Annotated in this window: 7 protein-coding genes; all 7 read right to left on the bottom strand. The window is 73.6% G+C overall.

Annotated features, from left to right (window positions below; genetic code table 11):
• Positions 1-3 precede the first annotated feature (3 nt).
• Positions 4-1,083, bottom strand: a complete 1,080-nt coding sequence (locus OHA68_RS44760) for an HAD-IIIC family phosphatase (RefSeq protein WP_327105671.1) — start codon at positions 1,081-1,083, stop codon at positions 4-6.
• Complete coding sequence (locus tag OHA68_RS44765) at positions 1,080-2,237, bottom strand: acyl-CoA dehydrogenase family protein (RefSeq protein WP_327105672.1); 1,158 nt, start codon at positions 2,235-2,237, stop codon at positions 1,080-1,082. The genes OHA68_RS44760 and OHA68_RS44765 overlap by 4 nt, the downstream gene beginning before the upstream one ends.
• A complete protein-coding gene (locus tag OHA68_RS44770; RefSeq protein ID WP_189141073.1) occupies positions 2,234-2,488 on the bottom strand; it encodes an acyl carrier protein in 255 nt (84 codons plus the stop codon). The genes OHA68_RS44765 and OHA68_RS44770 overlap by 4 nt, the downstream gene beginning before the upstream one ends.
• A 26-nt stretch (positions 2,489-2,514) precedes the next feature.
• Complete coding sequence (locus OHA68_RS44775; RefSeq protein ID WP_189141074.1) at positions 2,515-3,363, bottom strand: 3-hydroxyacyl-CoA dehydrogenase family protein; 849 nt, start codon at positions 3,361-3,363, stop codon at positions 2,515-2,517.
• 62 nt (positions 3,364-3,425) lie between these two features.
• A complete protein-coding gene (locus OHA68_RS44780) occupies positions 3,426-13,199 on the bottom strand; it encodes an SDR family oxidoreductase (protein WP_327105673.1) in 9,774 nt (3,257 codons plus the stop codon).
• Entirely contained in the window at positions 13,196-18,097 is a 4,902-nt protein-coding gene (locus OHA68_RS44785; protein WP_327105674.1) for a type I polyketide synthase, read from the bottom strand. The genes OHA68_RS44780 and OHA68_RS44785 overlap by 4 nt, the downstream gene beginning before the upstream one ends.
• Positions 18,098-18,130: 33 nt before the next feature.
• Positions 18,131-23,512: a type I polyketide synthase gene (locus OHA68_RS44790; protein WP_327105675.1), complete on the bottom strand. Its 5,382-nt coding sequence runs from the start codon at positions 23,510-23,512 to the stop codon at positions 18,131-18,133.
• Positions 23,513-23,522: the final 10 nt, after the last annotated feature.

Consider the following 23,522-nt stretch of genomic DNA (forward strand, 5'->3'; position numbering starts at 1 on the left):
CCCTCACTCGACGATCTCGAGTCTCACGTACGCCGGCGGGGGCTGCACGGCGCTCAGGTCGGCTTCCAGGACGACGTGCGCGCCTTCCCGGCTCGCCTCGTGGAACCCGGCGAAGGCGTACGTCACCTGCATCATGCGGTTGCGCCCGGTCTCCACGAAGTCCGCCCGTACGGTCGCGCCCGCCTCCACGGCCAGCCGCATGATGTGGTTGAGCAGCACCATGCCGACGCCGCGGGACATCACCCGGCACGACATCAGCATCATGCGCAGCCACCAGGCGTCCTCGCCCTTCTCCACCAGAGCCAGGCCGATCTTGCCGTAGCCACCGAACCGGTCGGTGAGCGAGGCCACCAGGAGCAGGTGGTCCGGCGACTCGCGCAGCGCGTCCAGCTCCTCGTAGGAGTAGGTGCGCCCGGTGGAGTTGAGCTGGTTGGTGCGCACCGTCAGCTCCTCGGCGCGCTGCAGGTCCTCCCTTCTGGCGGGGGAGATGGTGAACGACATCTCCAGGCCGGCCAGGAACTCCTCGTTCGTGCCGACGAACTCGCCCTCCAGCTCCTGTCTGGCGATCTGGCTGCGGTACATCTCGCGCCGCAGCGCCGACTCGTCGGTGACGAAGCGCGGCCGGAACTCCGGCCGTGCCAGCGCCTCGTCCAGCTCCAGGATGTCCACGCAGGTCACCTCGGGGACGCCGTGGGCCACCTCGGCGCGCTCGAACTCCTGGTCGTCGACGAACGCGAAGGCGTCCAGGCCGAGGTTGAGCGCCGTGGCGAGGTGCCGGATGGAGTCCGACTTGGGGTTCCAGTTGATCTGCGGGTACAGGAACATCTCCTCCAGCCCGAGGGCGCGCAGCTTGGCCATGGCCGCGTCCCTGTCGTTCTTGCTGGCGATGGAGTGCAGGACGCCCTTGCGGTCCAACTCGTGGATCCGCTCGACGACGGCCGGCCGTACGGTGACGTCGCCGTCCTCCAGGAGCACCCCGTTCCACAGGGTGTTGTCGAGGTCCCACACGATGCACTTGATCCGGCCCCGCTTCGGCTTCTCCGGGAGCGGTACGACCGGGCTGGTCGAGGTGGTCACGGTCACGAGGTCTTCTCCCTTTCCGCCTGGCCGGCGATGGTGATCCGCTGGATCTCGTTGCTGCCTTCGATGATCTCCATCACCTTGGCGTCGCGGTACAGCCGGGCCACCGGGTAGTCCGGGCTGCACCCGTTGGCGCCGTGGATCTGCACGGCCTCGGCCGCGTGCCGGACGGCGGCCGTCGAGGCGAAGTACTTCGCCACCCAGGTGGCCATGAGCGTCGCCGACTCCCCGGCGTCCTTGAGGCGGCCGGCCTCGGCGACCAGCAGCCGGGCCGCCCGCGCGTCGGTGACCATGTCGGAGAGTTTCGCCTGGATCAGCGGCAGCTCACGCAGGGCCGAGCCGCCGACCCTGCGCCGCGCGGCGTAGTCGGAGGACGCCTCCAGGCACGCCTGGAGGATGCCCAGCGAGCCGGCCGCCACGCTGTAGCGGCCGAGGTCGAGGGTGCCCGTGAGCACCATGCCTGCGGTGAACCCGCTCGGGCCGAGCAGCGCGTCCGGCCCGAGGACGACGTCGTCGAAGGAGATCTCCGCCAGCATGGAGGCGCGGGTGCCCAGCATGTCGTGGATGGGGCGGACCCGGACGCCCGGCGCCTCCCTCGGCACGAGGAAGGCGCCGATGCTGGCGGCCGTGCGGGCGAACACCAGGAACAGGTCCGCCCGCTGGCCGCCCGTGGTCCACGTCTTGACCCCGTTGAGCACCCAGCCGCCGCCCGACTCGGCGGCGGTCGTGGTGATCCCCGAGGTGTCGCTGCCGGCGCCGGGCTCGGACAGGCAGAACGCGCCGAGCACCTGCCCACTGCCGAGCGCCGGCGTCCACCGCTCCCGCTGGGCGGGGGTGCCCCAGCGCTGCACCGTCCACGACACCATCGTGTGCACGGTGAGCAGGCTGCGCAGGGAGGAGCAGCCGCGCCCGACCTCCTCGTGCACCTCCCCGAGCGTGACCAGGTCCATCCCGGCGCCGCCCGAGCCGGGCGGCAGGAAGGGCGCCCACAGGCCCGCCTCGGCGACCCGCTGGAGCAGATCCTCCGGCACGCGGCCGGCCCGGTCGTAGACGTCGGCGTACGGCACCACGTGGGTGTCGACGAAGGCGCGGGCCGACGCCCGATCCGTGACCCGGTCGGCGGTGCGGGTGGCGGGCGCCGGGTCGGTGAGGGTCACGCCACGGCCAGATCGGCCGAGAGCCTCGCCACCAGGCTCGCCATCGTGTCGGCGGTGCGGAAGTTGTCGATCCGCAGCTCCTCGTTCGGGATGGTGATCCCGAACGTCTTCTCCACGAACATCACCAGCTCCATCGCGAACAGCGAGTTGACGAAGCCGAGGGCGAAGATGTCCTGCGACGCGTCGATCTCCGCCTGCGGGTAGCGCTCGCGGACGAAGGTGAGAATCTGATCCTTTGCGGTGGTGGACATGGGCGTTGCTCCGTTTCAGTTCGTCTTCAGTTCGAGTCGTAGGTGTAGAAACCGCGGCCGCTCTTCCGGCCGTGCAGCCCGGCGTCCGTCATCTGCTTCAGCAGCGGGCAGGGGCGGTACTTACTGTCGGCGTAGTGCTCGTAGAGCACTTCGACGCTGTAGAGGATCGTGTCGACGCCGATCAGGTCGGCGGTCTCCAGCGGTCCCATCGGATGGCCGAAGCAGCCGCGGAACACCTCGTCCACGGACGCGGCGTCCGCCACGCCCTCGTGCACGAGGAAGGCCGCCTCGTTGACGGTGAGCATCAGCACCCGGTTGGAGATGAAGCCGCACGAGTCCTTGACGTGCACGGCCTTCTTGCCCATGGCGTGCAGCAGGTCCTTGGTGCGCTCGACCGTCTCCGGTGAGGTGTGGAAGCCGGGGATCAGCTCCACGACCGGCTTGGCCGGCACCGGGTTCATGAAGTGCACGCCCACCACCTTGTCCGGCCGGCCGGTGACGGCGGCGACCTTGGTGATCGGGATGGCCGAGGTGTTGACGACGAAGACGGTGTCGGGACCGCACTCGGCGTCGAGCGTCTCGTACACCTCCCGCTTGACGTCCCAGTTCTCGGTCACGTTCTCGATGACGATCTCGGCCTTGGCCGCGCCCGCGGCGCCGACCGCCGTGGTGATCCTGGACAGGATCTCGTCGGCGTCCAGGGCGGGGCCGCCCATGAGGCGGCTCATCCGGCTGTTGCGCTCGATGGTCGCCAACGCGGCGGCCAGGGTCTTCTCGTCCTTGTCGACCAGCACCACGTCGTGCCCGGTCGAGGCGAGGTTCTGGGCGACGCCGACTCCCATGACGCCGGCGCCGATCACCCCGATTACTGACATGTCATCTCCGCTTCCCTCATCGGTTCCGCTCCTTGATCGCGGCGTTGGTTCCGTGGTCGCCGTCACCTTCCGCGCCTGCGCGCGGCGGCCTCCAATCCCGAGCGCCGTAGCTGGGCCCGTACCTGGCTGCCGCCTTCGGTGGCGGCCGGCGCCGCGCCCGAGGCGAGCGCCTCGACGGTGCGGCTCAGCGCGGCCACGGTCGGCGACTCGTAGAGGATGTGCGGCGGCAGCTCCGGCAGCTTGAACGCGCGCCGGACCGCAGCCACGATGGCGACGCCGAGCAGCGAGTTGCCGCCCAGTTCGAAGTAGTTGTCCAGCACGCCGACCCGGTCCAGGCGCAGTGACTCGCCCCAGATCGCGGCGATGGCCTCCTCGGTGGCGTCGGCGGGCTCCTGGTAGTTGGTGACCAGCTCGGGCCTGGGGTGCAGCTCGCCGCCGCCGCCCATCGCAGGGGAGGTCACCGCCTCCAGGGTGAAGCGAGAGCTGCCGCTCACCAGCGTGGGGAAGTCCTGGGTGGACACGATGACGTGGGATTCCCCGGTCGCCAGCGCCCGCAGCAGCGAGCGCCAGCCGTCGGCGAACTCGATGCCGACGCGGGCCCGGTTCTGCCGGAAGAAGTCGCGCAGCGCCTCCTCGTACCCGGCGAGACCGGCCTCCCACGCGTTCCACGTCCACTCGCCCCAGCCGACGGACACCACCCGGCGCCCGGTCGCGGCGAGCTCGTGGGCATAGCCGTCCAGGAAGGCGTTGGCGGCGCAGTAGTCGACCTGGCCGGGGCCGCCGCCGGTCGCGGAGGTGATCGAGGAGAACAGCACCAGCAGGTCCAGCTCGACCTCGTCCTCGCGGCCGATGCGCAGCGCCTCGGCCAGCGCCAGCGTGCCGCCGATCTTGGGGGCGAGCACCTCGTCCAGCTCCTCGGGCCGCTTGAACTGCATCAGGCCCATGGCCGGTACGCCCGCCGCGTGCAGCACGCCGTGCAGCGCGCCGAAGCGCTCGGTGGCCGCCTCGACGGCCCGGCGCACGTCCCCGGCGTCCGCGACGTCCCCGGCGACGATCTCCACCTCGGCGCCGAGCGAGATCAACTCGGTGACCTGCGCAACCCTCCGCCGCGTCACCTCATCCACCGAACGCCCACCGGAGCCACCACTGCCGCCTGAGCCGCCTGAGCCGTCTGAGCCGTCTGAGCCGCCGGCGGCCAGGATCGCGGGCCACTCGGCGCGCGGTGGCAGGCCACGCCGGGCCAGCAGGACGAGCTTGGCCCGGTAGTCGCGGGCCAGATGCCCGGCCAGGCCGAGGGCGATGCCGCCCAGCCCACCGGTGATCAGGTAGACACCGCCCTCCCGCAGCCCGGTGGCATCGGCGACCGGTCCGCCAGGCAGCGATCGGGCGGGCATCGAGCCGGGCAGCGGCGACGGCTGCATCACGGCGGGGCGAGCCGGGGGTTGCTTCACGGCGGGCAGGGGTGGGGGCTGCATCACGGCGTAGTCGGGGATGTAGCGGCGGCCGTGCCTCAGCGCGACCGTACGGTCGTGCTGCGGGCGGGCCAGCTCGGCGGTCAGGCCGTGCAGGTCGCGTGCGGACGGGCCGGCCGGGAGGTCGATCAGCCGGGTGGTCACGCCCGGATACTCCAGCGGGATCACCAGGGACGGTCCCATCAGGGTCGCGCCGGCGGGATGCGCCACCTCCTCCCCCAGCACCCGCTGGGTGCCGGAGACGGCCACGTCGAGCGACCAGTCGCCGATGCCGGACTCCCCTGCCGCCCTGGCCAGCGCGACGAGCGTGTGCAGGCCGTACGCGATGGTGGTGTCGTGCGGCGCTTGTTCCAGCGTCCACAGGTGGACGACCCGCTCCAGCCGCCGTCCCGCCGTACGCAGGTCGCGCAGCACGGCGAGCATGTCGGCGACACTGCCCGGCCTGACCGTGTGCCCCTCGCCGTGGACGACGTGCCCCTCACCATTGGCCGCATGCCCCTTGCCGTTGACGGCGTGCCCGTCGCCGTTGACGACGTTCGCCTCACCGTTGACCGTGTGCCTCTCGCTGTTGACGGCGTACGTCTCGCCGGGGCGTACCGGTGTGATGGTGGCGCCGGTGGCGGCGGCGGCTTCGCGTAGGCGGGACAGCGCCTTGTCGGCGAGGCCCGCGCGGGTGAAGACCAGCCACGAGCCGGGCTGCCGCTCCGCCGGCGCGGGCGCGGCCGTCTGCCGCCACACGGGCAGGTAGAGCCACTGCTCCTCGGGCAGTTTGGGCAGGGTCGTGATGGCCTCGAACAGGTCCTCCGGCTCGGCCGCCCGCTCCTTCCTGGCGGGCGGGTCGATCCAGTAACGCTGCCGCTGGAACGGGTACGTGGGCAGCGGCACCCGGCCGGGCAGCGTCGCCGGGTCGGCGCCCTCGACGCGACCGTGGTAGGCGTCCCAGCCGATGGTGACACCGCCGAGCCAGAGCCGGGCCAGGCTGCCCGCCAGCACCTCGTCACCCGGAGTGGGGTCGCTCGCGGCGGGCAGCGTATGGGTGATCAACGACCAGCGTTCCGCCGGGCAGCCCGCCCCGCGCACCAGCGCCCCCAGCGACTGACCGGGACCGATCTCGACCATGGCGAGCTCCGGCTCGGCCAGCAGGGTGTCGACCCCCGCCTGGAAGCGCACGGTCGCGCACATGTGCCGGGCCCAGTAGCCGGGGTCGCAGACGAGCTCGGCGTCGGCCGGCGCGCCGGTCACGTTCGAGATGTACGGCAACGCCGGCGGGTTGAGCGTGACCTCGGCCTTGATCCACTGGGTGAGCTCGTCGGTCAGCGGCTCCAGCATGCGCGAGTGGAAGGCGTGGGTGGTCTCCAGCGTGCGGCACGCGATCTCGGCCTGCCGCAGGTCCCCGGCCAGCGTCTCGACCGCCTCGACCGGCCCGGCGACCACGACCGCCTGGGGGCCGTTGACGGCGGCGACGTCCAGCCCGCGTTCCTCCAGCCGGAAGCGCCTGCGCAGGTCGCCCGCCGGGAGGGAGACGGCCAGCATCGCGCCCGGCGGCATCCCGGAGATCAGCCGGGCCCGGTGGGTGACCAGGGCGATGGCGTCGGGCAGCGACAGGACGCCGGCGAGGCAGGCGGCGACGTACTCGCCGAGGCTGTAGCCGAGCATGATCGCCGGTTGCAGCCCCCAGGACATCAGCGTGCGCGCGAGTGCGTACTCCACGGCGAACAGCGCGGGCTGGGCCACCTCCGTGCGCCGCAGCGCGGCGGCGCGGCCCGTCGCCCCTTCCGCGGGCGCCCGCCCCAGCAGCGCGGCGAGTCCGGCACCCGCCTCACGCGCCCCGACCAACAGATCAGCGACATCGACGCGCCCGCCACCGATGCGTTCCGCGCCGCCACCGCCGCTACCAGTGCCGTCACCGACGTCGGCGCCGTTGCCAGCGCCGGTGCTGGTTCCAGTGCCGGTGCTGTTGCCAGTGGCGTTGGTGTTGTCGAGGTGGTGATTCAGCAGGGTCAGGCACTCGTCCAGGGCGGTGCGGAAGGTCGGCTCGTGGTGGTAGAGGTCGGCGGCCAGGCCGGGGTACTGCTCGCCGACGCCGGCCAGCAGGAAGGCGGTCCGGCGGCCCTGTACGGTGTCCACCCGGCCCAGCAGTCCTTCCTGGCGCGGTCCGGTCAGGGCGGTCGCGGCGGACGCGCCGTCGGCGGCGACCAGTGCCCGCCGGTGCTCGAACGTCTTGCGCCCGACCTGGAGGGTGTAGGCCACATCGGCCAGCCGCGCGCCGGGCTCGGCGGCCAGGTGCTCGCCGAGCCGCCGTACCGCGGCGTCGGCCGCCGGGGCGTTGCGCGCCGAGACGGGCAGCACCTGGAAGCGGCGGGCCTGCGGCGGTGCGCCGGGACGGACGGGCGGTTCTTCGATGACCATGTGCACGTTGGTGCCTCCCATGCCGAGGGAGTTGAGGCCCGCGATCCGCGGGCGGCCGTCGCGTGTCCGCCACGGGGAGAGCTCGGCGTTGACGTAGAACGGGCTGTCCTCGAAGTCGATCTCCGGGTTCGGGCTGGTGTAGTGCAGGGTGGGCGGGATCACGCCCTCGCGCACCGCGAACGACGTCTTGATCAGCCCGCTGGCGCCGGCGGCCCGGTCGAGGTGACCGACGTTGGTCTTCACCGACCCGATCGGGCAGTACTCCTTGTCCCGGGTGGGGCCGAACGCGCGGGTCAGCGCGGCCACCTCGATCGGGTCGCCCAGCTCGGTGGCGGTGCCGTGCGCCTCGACGTAGCTGATGTCCTCGCCGGTGACGCCCGCGTCGGCCATCGCGTCCGCGATCACCCTGGACTGGCCGACGACGCTGGGCGCGGTGTAGCCGACCTTGAGCGCGCCGTCGTTGTTCATCGCGGAGCCGCGGATCACCGCCCAGACGTGGTCGCCGTCGCGCACCGCGTCGGGCAGCCGCTTGAGCAGGACGGCCGCCGCGCCGTCGCCGAACATGCTGCCCCGCGCCTGGGCATCGAAGGCGCGCACGTGGCCGTCCGGCGACTCCTGCCCGCCGGGGCCGAACAGGTGGCCGACCCGGTCGGGCACCCGGATCGAGACGCCTCCGGCCAGGGCCAGCTCGCATTCGCCGTTGCGCAGGCTCTGCACCGCCAGGTGTGCGGCCACCAGCGAGGTGGAGCAGAAGGTCTGGACCGCCACGCTCGGGCCGTACAGGTCGAGCAGGTAGGAGACCGTCGTGGTCAGGGCGTCCTTGTCGTTGCCCATGATGACCTCGAAGTCACTGAACTCCTGCTGCCCGCCGCCCAGCAGATGGTCCGTCATCCGCAGCAGGTAGGTGCTGATGTTGGCGCCGCCGAACACGCCTACCCGGCCCCGGTGGCCGGGGGCCGCGTAGCCGCCGTGCTCCAGCGCCTCCCAGCACACCTCCAGGAAGGCCCGCTGCTGCGGATCGTTGATCGCGGCCATCCGGGGGCTCATGCCGAAGAAGGCCGCGTCGAAGCCGCTGATGTCGTCCAGCACCGGCCGGGCGCGGACGTACGCGGGGTCCTTGATCTGCTCGGGGTCGGCTCCGGCGGCCAGCAGCTCCTCCTCGGAGAAGAAGCTGATGGACTCGACGCCGTCGCGCAGGTTGCGCCAGAACTGTCCTACGTCGGAGGCGCCGGGGAAGTGCCCCGCCATGCCGACGATGGCGATCCGCCTGTCGTCGTCGCCCGAGGGAGGCGCCCCCCTGTCCCGGGCGAACACGGGCAGCCCGGCGCCCTGAAGCGCGGCCGGGGTGCGGCGTTCGTCCAGGGTGGTGGCCAGCGTGCCCACCGTCGGCGCCTCGAACAGCGAGACCGTCGGCACCGCCACACCGAAACGCTTCTTCACCAGTGCGAGCATCTGGAGCGCGACCAGCGAATTGCCGCCGAGGTCGAAGAAGTTGTCCCGGGTGCCGACCGGTTCGACGCCGAGCACCTCCGACCAGAGGCCGGCCAGGTCGCGTTCCGTCGCCGACAGCGGCGGAGTGTAAGGCTGTGGCAGCTCCGGGCGCGGAAACCGGTCGCCGGTCCCGGCGCCCGCGGCGCTTCCGGCCGGGCCGTCGAAGTCGGCGGCGAGGGCGTGCGGCAGCCGGTCGTCCAGGCCGCCGGCGGCCACCACCAGGCTGGGCCGGGAGGTGACCAGCAGTTCGTCGAAGGCGGCGAGCGCCTGCTCGGCCGTCATGGAGTGCGCGGCCATGGCCGCGCCGAAGCCGCCCTCGACCCGGCCCAGCGTGACCTCCCAGGTGTCCCAGCCGGCGCTCACCCATCGGGTACGCGTCCCGCGGGCGTGGTTGCGCAGGCCGATCGCGGTCAGGGCGGCGTTGGCCGCGGCGTAACTGGCGAACGCGACGCCGCCGAGCACGGCGGAGGTGGAGGAGAACAGCACACAGAAACTCGGGGCGCGATCGGCGGGCAACGCGTTCAGGAGCCGTTCCAGGACCAGCGCGCCGGTCACCTTGGCGGTGAAGTGCCGCTCGACGGCGGCCTCGTCCAGATCGCGCAGCGGGCGGAAGGTGTCGGGCCGGGTGTCGGCGGCGGCGTGCACCACGCCGTCCAGCCGTTCCTCTCCGTCGAGCAGCGCCCGCATGGCGGCCTCGTCGGTGACGTCGACCCGAGGGGTGAGCACCTCGGCCCCGAGCTCCCGCAACCGCCGCACCGCTTCCCGGCGCGAATCCCCCTCGACGTCGGGCACCCCACCGCGACTGGTCAGGACCAGCCGCCCGGCACCGGCCCGGACCAGATGCTCGGCCACGAGCAGCGCCACATCACTGAGCCCACCGGTGATCAGGTACGTGCCCCCCTCCCGAACAGCGGCGACAACCTCCGGCACACCCTGCCCGGCCCCTTCCGGCACGGCCCCTTCCGGCACAGCCCCTTCCGGCACTCCTTGGGCAGAACGGTCAGGCACCGTCTTGACGGGCTCGTCCGGGGTGAAGGCGCGGACCAGGCGGCGGCCGTCGCGGTAGGCGACGAACACCTCGCCGGAGGGCCGGCGCACCTCGGCGGCGAGTGCCTCGGCGACGGCGTCAGGGCTCGCGGCCGGGTCGAGGTCCACGGTGGCGCAGTCGAGGTTCAGGTATTCCTGGTTGGCGACCATCGGCAGGGTCGCGGCGGCGGCCTGCCGGAGCACGGGCACCTCGCCCTCCGCCACGGCCTGCCCGCCGGAGGTGGCCAGGATGATCCGTACCCCGTCACCGGCCTCACCCCAGGCGTCGAGCAGCCGGGCCAGTGGAAGCAGCCCGTCGTGCGCGCCGGCGGAAGGGTCCTCCTCGTCGAGGAGGCGCAGATCCACCAGGACGGTACGGCCGCCGCCCGAGGTCTCGGCGAGCCCACCCGGAGCCTCGGCAGAGATGTCCGACGGGGCGACGGTCGCGACCTCGAGGCCGTGGGCGCGCAACGTACGGGCCAAAGTCTCAGCCGCCTGGGCACGGCCACCCAGCAGGACGCAGCGGGCGAGCGCCTCAGGCGTGCCCGTGGTGGACGCTACGGGCGTGCCCGCCGGGGTCCAGCGCGGGGTCAGGAGTCGCACGTGCGGCTCGGCCGTCGACTTGGCGGCACCGGGAGCGGCACCCGTACCAGCACCTTGGGCGGCGGCGGGGGAAGGTGCGCCGAGAGTGGCGGCGGGGCGGGGAAGGGCGGTGGCGGGTGGGTCGACCCAGTAGCGTTCGCGCTGGAACGGGTAGGTGGGCAGGCCGGCCTTGGCCACCGGCCGGTCCTGCTGGTAGCCGGGCCAGTCGAGCGCCACGCCCGCCAGCCAGAGCCGGCCGGCCGCGTCGGCCAGGGCGGCGCCGGCCGGGCGGGGGTCCTGGGCGCCCGGCAGGGTGCCGACGATCAGCGGCCAGCGTTCGCGGGCGCAGTCCCGATGGCCGCGCGCCATCGCGCCGAGCGACTGGCCGGGGCCGATCTCCAGCAGCGCCGCGTCGCCCTGCTCCCGCAGCAGCGTGGCCAGGACGGCGTCGAACTGGACCGGCGCGCACATGTGCTCGGCCCAGTAGGCCGGGTCCGTCACCTGCTCGGCCGTGGCCAGGGCGCCGGTGACGTTGGAGACGTACGGCACGCGGGGCGCGTTCAGCGGCACGTTGGCGGCGATCCACGCGGTGAGCGGCGCGCGGATCGGCTCCATCATGGCCGAGTGGAAGGCGTGGGTGGTGGCCAGCGGGCGGCACGGCACCGCGTCGGCCTCCAGCAGCGCGCGTACCGCCGCCATGGCCTGCGGTTCGCCCGCCAGCACGGTGAGCTCGGGTCCGCTCACGGCGGCGACGTCCACGCCGGAGATCCCGGCGCGCCGCAGGCGTTCGACGGCGTCGGCGGCGGACAGCGGCACGGCGCTCATCGAGCCTTCGGGCAGTTCGCCGATGAGGCTCGCGCGGTGCGCCACCAGGGCGAGCGCCGACTCCAGGGACAGCACCCCGGCGAGGCAGGCGGCGACGTACTCGCCCAGGCTGTATCCGGCCAGGATGGCGGGCTGGACGCCCCACGCCTGCACCAGGCGGGCGAGCGCGTACTCGACCGCGAACAGGGCGGGCTGCAGGACGGCGGTCGGGGTCGCGGCGGCGGCCGGGCCGCGGCCGAGCAGAGCGCCCAGCCCGCCGGCCTCCTCGGTGCGGCGGGGGGCGAGCATCTCGGCGAGCGGGTCGTCCCCGCCCATGCGGCGGCGCAGGACGGCGCGGCACTCGTCGAGCACCTTTCGGAAGACGGGCTCGGTGCGGTAGAGCTCGGCGGCCATGCCGGGGTACTGCTCGCCGGTGCCCGCGATGAGGAAGGCCACGGGCCGGTCGGCGCGGCTTTCTTCGCGGCCGAGCACCGCCCCGTCGCGCAGGGCCGCGGCGGCCTCGGCGGTGGACGAGGCGACCAGCGTCCTGCGGTGCGCGAAGACCTGGCGTCCGCTCTGCAGCGTGTGGGCGACGTCGGCGAGGCGCGTGCCGCCGCCGGGGCCCGCGAGATGCGCGGCGAGCCGCTGGGTCATCGCGTCGGCGGCGGCGGCCGAGCGCGCGGACCACACCAGCGGCTCGGGCCGGGGCTCCTCCTCGGTCCTGGGGACGAGCGGCGCCTCCTCCAGCACCACGTGCGCGTTGGTGCCGCCGATGCCGAACGCGCTCACGCCCGCCCGCCGGGTGTGTCCCGCCTCGCGCGGCCAGGCGCGCAGCCGGGTGACCACCTCCAGCTGGGCGTCACCGGCGGCGAGTTGCTGGTTGGGCGCCGACAGGTTGAGCGTCGCCGGGATCTCGTCGTTGCGCAGCGCGAGGGCCGCCTTGATGAGGTTGGTGACGCCGGCGGCCCGGTCGAGGTGGCCGAGGTTGGTCTTGACGGAGCCGATCAGCAGCGACTGCCCGCGAAACACCTGCTGCAGCGCGGCCAGTTCGGCGGCGTCGCCGAGCGCGGTGCCGGTGCCGTGCGCCTCGATGTAGTCGATGTCGGCGGGCGTCAGGTCGGCGCTGGCCAGTGCCTCGGCCATCACCGCGGCCTGGCCCTGCACGCCGGGCGCGGTGAAGCCGACCTTGCGCCCGCCGTCGTTGTTGACCGCCCAGCCGCGCAGGACGGCGTAGATCTGGTCGCCGTCGGCGAGCGCGTCCTCCAGCCGGCGCAGCGCGACCACGCCGACGCCGCTGCCGAGCGGGGCGCCGAGGCCGCCCGCGTCGAAGGCCCGGCACTCGCCGTCGGGCGGCGAGATCCCGCCCTGCTGGTAGAGGTAGCCGACGTGCTGCGGCACGCTGACCGCGACGCCGCCGGCCAGGGCGAGATCGCATTCGAACCCGGCCAGGCTGGTGGCCGCGGCGCAGACCGCGACCAGCGACGTCGAGCAGTAACTCTGCACGCCGTACGACGGGCCGGACAGGCCCAGCGTGTGGGCGACGCGGGTGGTGAGCGAGTCCTTGTCGTTGGCGAGCCCGAGCGCGAGGTCGCCCATGACCTCGCCGATGCCGCTGGGCAGCAGGTTGTTCTGCATGTACGAGCTGTGCGCGCAACCGCCGAAGACGCCGATCGAGCCGTCGAAGCGCTTGGGGTCGCAGCCGGCGTCCTCCAGGGCCGCGTGGCTGTGCTCAAGGAACAGCCGGTGCTGCGGGTCGAGGATCTGCGCCTCCTTCGGGCTGAACCCGAAGAAGGCCGCGTCGAACAGCTCGACGTCCTCGATCACCGGCGCGGCCTTCACGTACGCGGGATCGGCCAGCAGGTCGTCAGGGACGCCGGCGGCCCGCAGCTCGTCGTCGGTGAACCGGGTGATGCCGGATGCGCCGGCCCGGATCGCGGACCACAGCTCGGCGACGTCGGACGCCCCCGGGAAGCGGCCCGACATGCCGACGATCGCGATGTCGGTGCCGGAGTTCTCGCCCTCGATGTCGTCGATCACGTCTTCCGTCCTCATTTCCGGTTACTGGAACGGGCCCGGCGCCGCCGCTGCCCCCGCGCCGAACTGGTGGTGAGCGATTCCTGTACGCCGCCGTCCGGGCCGCCTTCGCCGTCCAAGGCGGCGGCGAACTCCGCGATGGTCGGGTGTTCGAACAGCAGCGCGGGCGGGACCGGGTGGCCCAGCCTCTGCTCAAGGGCGAGCACCATGGCCATGCCGAGCAGCGAGTTGCCGCCGAGGTCGAAGAACGGGTCGTGCACGCCGACCCGGTCGATGCCGAGGTAGGCGCCCCACAGCTCGGCCATCTCGGTCTCCGCTTCGGTCCGCGGCGCCGCGAAGTCGGTACGCAGCTGCGGGCGCGGGAACCGCTCGCCCGCCGGCACCGCCGCGGCCGCGCCGATCAGGTCGTCCAGGTCGAGCATGTCGGACCAGGCGCTCATCACCTCGTGCAGCGGCTGCCGCACCGCCATCACGCTGCCGTGGCCGCCCGCCACGATCCCGTCCAGCAGGTCGCAGCCGGCGTCGTCGGCGAAGCCGTAGCGGGCGCGGTAGGCGGCCACCCGGTCGGCCAGGCCGCCGGCCGACTTGAGGTTCTCCGACTGCCAGACGTCGTGCTGCCAGGGGCCCCAGGCGACGGACACGACCCTGGTCGACGGGCTGATGGCGGCCAGCGCGTCGCCGTACGCGTCCAGGACGGTGTTGGCGGCGCAGTAGTCGCCCTCGCCGATGCCGCCGAACGCGGTCACCGCGGACGAGTACAGCACGAGCAGCTCCGGCCGTTCGGCGGCCGGAGTCTCCGGGCCGACCAGCTCGGCCAGCGGTCCCATCGCCAGCACCTTGGGCGCGAGCACCGCCGCGGCCTCGGCCACGGTGCGCCGCCGCAGCAGGCCGCCCGCCGGCAGGCCGGCCGCGTGGATCACGCCGGTCAGCGCGCCGAAGTGCTCCCTGCCGCGCCGCAGCGCCTGCCTGAACTGTTCGGGTACGCCGGTGTCGGCGGTGAGCAGCAGCACCTCCGCGCCGCTCGCCTCCAGCTCGGCGACGTCGCGCAGGGTCCGCTCCGCCCGCTCGCCGTCGGCCGCGCCGCGCCGCAGCGGAGTGCGGCCCACCAGCGCGAGCCGCCGCACCCCTGCCCGTACGAGGTGCTGGGCCAGGGCCATGCCGAGCCCGCGCGTCCCGCCTGTGATCAGGTACGTCCCGTCCTCGCGCCATACGGGGGCAGGGGGCGGCGCGGTGGCGACCGGGGCCCAGGACCGCACCCAGCGACGGCCACGCCGCCAGCCGGCGAGCGGGTCGTCCGCCTCCGGGGTCGTCGCGTCGGGGTCCGGCTGATGCAGCAGTTCCCGGGCGACCCGCGCGGCGTCCAGATCCGGCCGGGCACCGAGCGCGGGGCCGGAGGTGGGGTCGGGGGTGAGGTCGGGGGTGGGGTCGAGATCGGCGCCCTGCCAGGTCAGGCCCGGGTATTCGTGGCGGGCCGCCCGGCCGAGTCCGTGGGCCAGGGCCTGGTGGGGTGCCGGGATGTCGCCGCCGAGGATCTCGGCGGCGCCTCGGGTGACCGTCAGCAGCCGCACCCCCCGGTCGCCGGGCAGGTCGCCGAGCGCTTGCAGGGCCAGCATGAGGCTGTCGAAGCCACTGGCGATCGCCGCCCGTAGCCCCGCGTCGTTCAGGCCCGTGCTGTCCTTGCCCGCTGGGGAGGTCAGGCTCCACAGGTGGGCGAGGTGGAGTGGGCCGTGGCTGTACGACGGGTCGTTGAGGGTTGTGAGGATGTCGGTGTAGTGGGCGGGGACGGCGGGGTCGATGGTCAGGCGGCGGCCCTCACGGCGCGGCGGGCCGTCGCCGGCGACCACCTCCAGCACGGGGGTCCCGGAGGCGGCGGCCAGGTCGGCGAGGGCGGTGCCCACGCCGCCGGGGTCGGCGAAGACGACGAGGGGACCGGCCAGGACGAGGGCGGCGGCGGGGGTGTCTCGCGCCGGGTCCTGCCGCCAGGAGTGGGCGAAGGTGAAGTCGGCGGGCTCGGGGCTGGGCGCGGGGGTGGCCGAGCCGGCGGGCACGGTCTGCTCGGGCCAGAAGCGGGTGCGCTGGAACGGATAGGTGGGCAGGCTGAGCACCTGGCCCTCTCCGGTGGGATCCCACGTCACCGGGGCGCCGAGCTCCCACAACCGGGCGCGCGTCCGGAGCAGCTCGTCGTACGCGTCGGGGCGCGGCCCGCCGGTCCAGCGGGCCGGCAGGGTGCCGAGGACGGCGGCCGTGGCGCCTCCGGCCAGGTTCTGCCGGACCAGCCCGCCGAGCGTCTGGCCGGGCCCCAGCTCGACGAACGCGTCCACGTCCTGGTTCACGCAGTGCCGCACGCCGTCCGCGAAACGGACCGTGCTGACGAGCTGGTCGGTCCAGTACGAGGTGCTGGTGGCCTGCTCGGCGGTGAGCGGGCGGCCGGTGAGGTTGGAGATGACGGTGACGGACGGGGCGCGCCTCGGCACGGTGTCGAGCACGGCGGCGAGCTTCTCCCGGGCGGGCTGCAGCAGCCGGGAGTGGAACGCGTGCGCCGAGCGCAGCGTCCGGCAGGCGATGCCTTCGTCGGCCAGCCGGGCGGCCGCCGCCTCGATCTCCGCGGGCGGCCCGCTCAGCACGGTCATCGACGGGCCGTTGCGGGCGGCGACGTCCACGTCGATCCCGCCTGCCGCGAGGGCCGCGGCGATCCGCTCCTCGGGCGCGGCGACGGCGATCATGCGCCCGGCGGGCACGGCGGTGATCAGGTGGGCCCGCTCCTGGACGACGTGCAGCGCGTCCTCCAGGGTGAACACCCCGGCCAGGCAGGCGGCGACGTACTCGCCGAGGCTGTAGCCGATGAGCATGTCCGGGGTGACGCCCCAGTGCTCGAACAGCCGCGCCAGTGCGTACTCGGCGGTGAAGAGGTAGGGGTGGGCGACCTCGGCGTGGTCGAGCGGGCCGAAGGTCTGTGCGGCGCCGCCGCCCCGGCCGAGCAGGGCGGCGAGGTCGGCGGAGTCGGCGGCCGACTCCCGCTCGGGGAGGAACAGGGGGCGCAGGTCCGTGCCCGAGCGGCGCAAGACGAGCTCGGCGCAGGCGTCCACCGCCTGGGCGTACACCGGCTCGGTGGCGTACAGCTCCCGGCCGAGCCCCTCGTACTGGTCGCCGACGCCGGGGAGCAGGAACGCGACGCGGGGGCGGCCCTTGACCCGGTGGCCGTCGCCGTTCTCGGCGGTGGCGCGCAGCCCGCGTACGGCGTCGTCGGGGGTGTCGCAGAGGAGGGCGCGGCGGTGGTCCAGCTCGGCGCGCCCGCTCTGGAGGGTGCGGGCGAGGTCGGGCATGGTCGTGCCGGGGTGGGCGCCGATCCAGTCCGCCAGCCGGGTGGCCTGCTCGCGCAGCGCGGCGGCGCTGCCGGCCGACAGGGGCAGCACGTGCGTGGCGGTGCTGCCGGCCGACGGGGGCAGCGTGTGCGTGGTGGCGTTGTCGGCTGACAGGGGCCGCACGTGCGTGGCGGCAGGCGATGGCTCCTCGCGCGGGGCCGGTACGGGGGCGCTCTCCAGGATGAGGTGGGCGTTGGTGCCGGACAGCCCGAAGGAGCTGACGCCGGCCAGCCGGGGCCGGTCCTCCTCCTCGGGCAGCGGCTCCAGGCCGGTGACCGGCCGGACGGTGCCGTCCTCGGGGAACGCGGCGGCCGGGGTGGTCAGGTGCAGGCTGGGCGGGATCTGCCCGTTCTTCAGGATCAGCACCGTCTTGATCAGGCCGGCGACCCCCGCCGCCGCCTGGGTGTGACCGATGTTCGTCTTGATCGCACCGACGCGTAGCGGCCGGTCCGGCGAGCGGCGGCCGAAGACGTCGTGCAGGGCGGACAACTCGATGGCGTCGCCGAGGTGGGTGCCCGAGCCGTGCGCTTCCACGTACGCGATGTCGTCCGGAGTGACGCGGGCGGCGGCGAGCGCGCGGCCGATCACGTCGGCCTGCGCGCGCCGGCTCGGGGCGGTGAGCCCGTTGCTGCGCCCGTCCTGGTTGACCGCGGAGCCGCGCAGCACGGCGTGGATGCGGCGGCCGTTGGCGACGGCGCTGGACAGCCGCTCCAGGACGACCAGGCCGCCGCCCTCGCCCATGACGTAGCCGTCGGCGTCCTCGTCGAAGGTCTTGCACCGCCCGTCGGAGCACATCATCAGGCCCGCGCACGCCTGGATGTAGAGGGAGGGGTGCAGGGTCAGCGAGGCGCCCGCGGCGAGGGCCAGGTCGCTCTCGCCCCGGCGCAGGCTCTCGGCGGCCAGGTGGACCGCGATGAGCGAGGAGGAGCAGGCGGTGTCCACCGTGACGGTGGGGCCGATCAGGTCGAGCTGGTAGGCGATACGCCCGGCGGCGATGCTGGCCACCGAGCCCTGGCCGAGGTAGGGGTCGGAGAGGGCGTCGGCGCCCTGCCGCTCGATCTGCATCCGGCCGTACTGCAGGGTGTCCATGAAGCCGACCATCACGCCGGTGCGGGTGCCGGCCAGCGCGGAGGGTGCCAGGCCGGCGTTCTCCAGGCCCTCCCAGGCCAGCTCAAGCAGCAGGCGCTGGTGGGGGTCCATGCGCAGCGCCTCGCGGGGTGACAGGCCGAAGAACTCGGCGTCCCAGCCGGCGATGTCGTCCAGGAAGGTGCCGTACCTGGTGTACATGCCGCCGGGGGTGCGCGGGTCGGGGTGGTAGTAGTCGTCGATGTCCCAGCGGGTCGCCGGCACTTCGCGGACGGCGCTGCGGCCTTCGCTCAGCAGCTCCCACAGGCCCTCGGTCGTGTCCGCGCCACCGGGGTAACGGCAGGCCATGCCGACGATCGCGATGGGCTCGCAGGCGCGCTCCTCCGTCTCGGTGAGCCGGCGGCGGGTCTGGGCCAGTTCGACCGTGGCGCGCTTGAGGTAGGCGCGGAGCTTGTCCTCTGTCCCCATCGTCGGTGCCTTTCCGGTCGCGGGAGTCATGGGTCACAGGTCGTTGTCGATGAGGGCGAAGATCTCCTCGTCCGAAGCGGAGTCGATCTTCTCCATGACGCCGCCGACATCGTTCTGCACGGCGCCGCCGAGCTTGGTGAGCGCGCCCTGGAGGATGGCGGTGAGCCGGTCGCGCATGCTCCGCGCCTCGCCGTTGGCCGAGGCGAGCAGGTCGTCGACCCGTTCCAGGGCGATGCGCAGCGTCTCCTCGGCCGTGGGTGGCGCCGGTACGAGGACTTCGGCGAGGTAGGCCGAGAGCAGGTGGACCGTGGGATGGTCGAACACGAGGGTCGCGGGCAGGCGCAGCCCCGTGTCGGCGTTGAGCCGGTTGCGCAGCTCGACGGCGGTCAGGGAGTCGAAGCCGAGCTGGTTGAACGCCTGGTCCACGTCGACCTGGTCGGGGTCGCCGTGCGCGAGGACGGCCGCCACATGGTCGCGGACCGAGTCGGTCAGCGACCGCAGCGCCTCGTCCCTGCTCAGCTCGGCGAGTCTGGCCACCAGGCCCGCTGCGGCTCCCTTTCCTTGGGTACGGCGCGGCAGGCGTACCAGCCCGCGCAGCACCCCCGGCAGGTCACCGCCCTCGGCCCTTGCCCGCAGTCCGGCCGTGTCCCAGCGGGCGCCTATCACGACCGGCTCGGCGTCGCCGTCCAGCACGCCGTCGAACAGGCCCAGGCCCTCTTCCACCCGCAGCGGGGCGACTCCGGCGCGGCTCAACCGGGCGACGTCCAGACCGCCGGTCATGCCGGACTCGACATCCCACAGCCCCCACGCCACCGACACCGCCGGCAACCCGGCCTCCCGTCGGTGAACGGCCAGCCCGTCCAGGAAGGCGTTCGCCGCCGCGTAGTTGCCCTGCCCCGCGTTACCCACCACTCCGGCGAGCGAGGAGAACAGCACGAAGAACCGCAGCGCCATCCCGCTGGTCAGCTCATGCAGGAACCAGGCCGCATCGGCCTTCGGCCTCAGCACGACATCCACCCGCTCGGGGGTCAGGCTCCCCACCACCCCGTCGTCCAGAACCCCAGCCGCGTGTACGACCCCCGCCAGCGGCCCAGCCGAAGCCACGGCCTCCGCCAGCGCATCCCGATCCGACACATCACAGGCCAGCACCCGAACCCGAGCCCCGACCCCTTCCAGATCCGCGACCAGACCCGAAACCCCCACAGCGCCCGGCCCGCGCCGCGAGACCAGCACCAGATCCCGAACCCCATGCCGCTCCACCAGCCGCCGCGCCACGAGCGCCCCCAGCCCCCCTGTCCCGCCGGTCACCAGCACCGCCCCATCCCCACCTGGAACGGAAGGGAGAGCAGAGACGGGGGCACCGGGCGGGGCGGAGGGCTGGAGGGCGGTCGGGGTGGGGAGTGCTCGGCGGGCCAGACGGGGGGCCAGCACTCGGCCATCCACGACGCGGACCTGCGACTCGCCTGAGGCGAGCACCGTGGCCCAGTCGGTGAAACCCTCCGGCACCTCGGCCAGGACGAAACGACCCGGCTGTTCACTCTGCGCCGACCGCACCAATCCCCACACCGCCGCACCCGCCAGGTCCCCCGGCCGGGTCGCGAACACCAACCGCGACCCCGCCAACCCCTCGTCCTGCACCGCCGCCAACACCCGCGACGTCAACTCACGCACCGCAGCCGGCACACCCACCAGCTCACTCACACACCACACCACCACCGGATCACCCGAACCCGAACCGGAGCCCGAACCGGAGCCCGAACCCGAGGCCGAGCCCGAAGGCGCCTCGACCCATTCCATGCCGTGCGGCGGGAGGCCGGCTCGGGTGGACGGGTGGACGTCGGCGGGCCGGGCGCGGAGGGAGGCGATGGACAGGACGGGCGTGCCGGTGACGTCGGCGGCCTCGATGACGGAGTCCTCGCCGGTGGTCGTGAGGCGTACGCGCAGGGTGGAGATCTCGGCGGCGTGCAGCCGGACGTCTCCGAAGGCGAACGGCAGCCGCAGCTCGTCGTCCCCGGCGGCCAGCACGAGGGGGTGGAAGGACGCGTCCAGGAGCGCGGGGTGGACGCCGAAACCGGTGACGTCCAGACCGTCGGGCGCGACCACCTCGGCGAACAACTCCTCACCACGCCGCCACAACGCCCGAAGCCCCTGAAAAGCCGGACCGTACGAATACCCCGACTCCGCCAACCGCTCATAACCCCCCTCCAACTCCACCACCACCGCATCCACCGGCGGCCACACCCCAGCCCACTCCCACACACCACCACCAGCGGCCGAATCGCCCAGTACGCCCGAGGCGTGCCGGGTCCAGCCGTCGTCCTCGTCGCCCTCGGCGCGGGAGTGGACGGCGATCTGCCGCCGCCCCGCGTCCGGCGGGTCCACGGTGACCTGAACAGTGACCGCGCCCTGCTCGGGCAGGAAGAGCGGGGCCTCGATGACCAGCTCGTCCAGCCGCGCGCAGCCCGCCTGCGTACCGGCTTCCAGGGCCAGGTCGGCGAAGGCGGCGCCGGGGAGCAGCACGCGGCCGGCCACGGCGTGACCCGTCAGCCAGGGCATGCCGCGCAGGGAGATCCGGCCGGTGAGCACGTAGCCGCCCCCGGCCATCGGGATGACGGCGTCGAGCATCGGGTGGCGCGAGCCGCCGACGCCCGCCCCGGGCAGCCGGCCGGACTCGCCGCCGACGAGCCAGAACCTGCGCCGGGAGAAGGCGTACGTCGGCGGCTCCCGGCGCGGGTGCGTCGCGGGGCGCAGCGCGTCGCTCCAGGTGACCGGCGCGCCGAGCACCCAGGCGTGGGCGAGCGCGGTGAGGAAGCGGCGGCGGTCGCCGGCGCCCCGGCGCAGCGTGTGGCAGCTGCCCGCGGGCACGCCCGCCGCGTCGCAGCTGGCTTCGGTGTCGGTGCCGAGCACCGGGTGCGGGCTGACCTCGACGAACAGCGGGGTGCCGGTGAAGGCGGTGACGGCCTGCTGGAACCGTACGGGGTTGCGCAGGTTGTCGTACCAGTACTGGGTGGTCAGCTTGGCGGGGTCGATGAGCTCGCCGGCGAGGGAGGAGCAGAAGCCGATGTCGGTGGCGCGCGGCCGCACGTCGGCGAGGACGGTCAGCAGTTCGTCGCGGAGCGCTTCGACGTGCGGGGTGTGGGAGGCGTAGTCGACCGCGATCCGGCGTACCCGCACCGTGTCGCCGCAGGCGGCGGCGAACTCCTCCAGCGCGGCGACCTCTCCTGCCACGACCGAGCCGGCGGGGCTGCTGTGCACGGCCACCCACAGGCGGTCCGCCCACGGCTCGATCCGCTCCTGGACCTGGGCCGCCGGCAGCGCCACGGCGAGCATGCCGCCGCTGCCGCGAAGCTGGATCAGCGCGCGGCTGCGCAGCGCCACGATCTTGGCGGCGTCCGGCAGGGAGAGCGCGCCCGCGACGCACGCGGCGGCGATCTCGCCCTGGGAGTGGCCGAGCACCGCCGAGGGCTGCACGCCGAGCGAGCGCCACAGCTCGGCGAGCGCGACCATGACCGCGAACAGCACCGGCTGGATCACGTCGGTGCCGTCCAGCGGGCGCGCGCCGGGCGCGCCACGCAGCACGTCCACGACCGACCATCCGGTGTACGGGCGCAGCGCCTCGTCACAGCGGAGGAGAGCGGCCCGGAACGTCTCGTCGGTGTCCAGGAGCTCCACCGCCATGCCGTCCCACTGCGAGCCCTGCCCGGGGAAGACGAACACCGGCCGGGCTTCGGCGGACGCCACGCCACTCGCGACCGCCGCATGCGGGCTGCCCTCGGCCAGCGCCGCCAGCCCGGCCAGCAGTTCGTCCCGGTCCTGAGCCACGACGACCGCACGATGCTCGAACCTCGCGCGCCGGGCCAGCACCCGCCCGGCGCCGGCCAGCTCGTCAGCGGTGATGTCCTCGGCGTAGGCGAGCAGCCGGGCGGCCTGCGCGCGCAGGGATTCGGCGGACTTCGCGGACACCGGCCAGACCAGCGGCTCTCCGGCGGCCTGTGCCACGCGCTCCGGTTCGGGGGTGCCCTCCACGATGACGTGCGCGTTCGTACCACTGACCCCGAAGCTCGACACGCCGGCCCGCAGCGGCCGGTCGCCCGGTAGCTTCACAGCCTCGGTCAGCACCCGGACGCCGCCCGCGGACCAGTCGACGTGCGGGGTCGGCTCCTTGACGTGCAGCGTCGGCGGGAGCGTTCGGTGCTCCAGCGCCATGACCATCTTGATCACACCCGCCACTCCGGCGGCCGCCTGGGTGTGGCCGATGTTCGACTTCAGCGAGCCCAGCCAGACCGGGCTGTCCTGGGAGCGGACGCGGCCGTAGGTGGCCAGCAGGGCCTGCGCCTCGATCGGGTCGCCCAGCGTGGTCCCGGTGCCGTGCGCCTCCACCACGTCCACGTCACGCATGTCGAGCATCGCGTCGTCCAGGGCCTGCTGGATCACCCGCTCCTGGGCCGGGCCGCTCGGGGCGGTCATCCCGTTGCTGGCGCCGTCCTGGTTGACCGCGGAGCCGCGGATCACCGCCAGGATGCGGCGGCCGTTACGCCGGGCGTCCGACAGCCGCTCCAGCGCGAGGACGCCGACGCCTTCGGACCACGCGGCCCCGTCGGCGGTCGAGGAGAACGACTTGCACCGCCCGTCGGGAGCCAGCGCACGCTGGCGCGAGAACTCCACGAACGGCACCGGCGACGCCATCACCGACACGCCGCCGGCCAGGGCCAGCGAGCACTCGCCGCGCCGCAGCCCCTGTACGGCCAGGTGGAGCGCGACCAGGGAGGAGGAGCAGGCGGTGTCGACCGCCAGCGACGGTCCCTCGAACCCGAAGGTGTAGGAGACCCGGCCGGACAGCACGCTGGCTGCGCTGGAGGTGAACAGGGTGCCCTCGACCGAGTCCGGCGCCTTGTCCAGGAAGCGGGTCGAGTAGTGCTCGTACATGCTGCCGGCGTAGACGCCGGTGCGGCTGCCGCGCAGCGTCACCGGATCGATCCCGGCCCGCTCCAACGCCTCCCAGCACGACTCCAGAAACAACCGATGCTGCGGATCCGTCGCCAGCGCACTACGCGGACTCATCCCGAAGAACGCAGCGTCGAACTCCCCCGCCTCATGAACGAACCCACCATGACGCGTATACGACTTCCCCACAGCCTCCGGATCCGGATCGAACAACCCCTCCAGATCCCACCCACGATCAACCGGAAACTCCCCGATGGCATCCCCACCCGACACCACCAGATCCCACAACTCCTCCGGACTCCCCACCCCACCCGGATACCGGCACGCCATACCGACGATCGCGATCGGCTCATGCCTACGCCCCTGATCCTCGGACAACCGCTGACGAGCCTCCGCCAGTTCGACGGTCGCACGCCTCAGGTAATCGCGAAGCTTCTGCTCGGTCTCCATCGCTCCGGCCTTTCCAGTCATCACGGGAGTG

Origin of the sequence: Nonomuraea glycinis (assembly GCF_035920485.1) — a bacterium.
Lineage (GTDB): Bacteria > Actinomycetota > Actinomycetes > Streptosporangiales > Streptosporangiaceae > Nonomuraea > Nonomuraea glycinis.

Coding starts and splice junctions, on each gene's coding strand:
- OHA68_RS44780 (WP_327105673.1), bottom strand. CDS start 13,199: ATGAGGACGGAAGACGTGATCGACGACATCGAGGGCGAGAACTCCGGC.
- OHA68_RS44770 (WP_189141073.1), bottom strand. CDS start 2,488: ATGTCCACCACCGCAAAGGATCAGATTCTCACCTTCGTCCGCGAGCGC.
- OHA68_RS44785 (WP_327105674.1), bottom strand. CDS start 18,097: ATGGGGACAGAGGACAAGCTCCGCGCCTACCTCAAGCGCGCCACGGTC.
- OHA68_RS44775 (WP_189141074.1), bottom strand. CDS start 3,363: ATGTCAGTAATCGGGGTGATCGGCGCCGGCGTCATGGGAGTCGGCGTC.
- OHA68_RS44790 (WP_327105675.1), bottom strand. CDS start 23,512: ATGACTGGAAAGGCCGGAGCGATGGAGACCGAGCAGAAGCTTCGCGAT.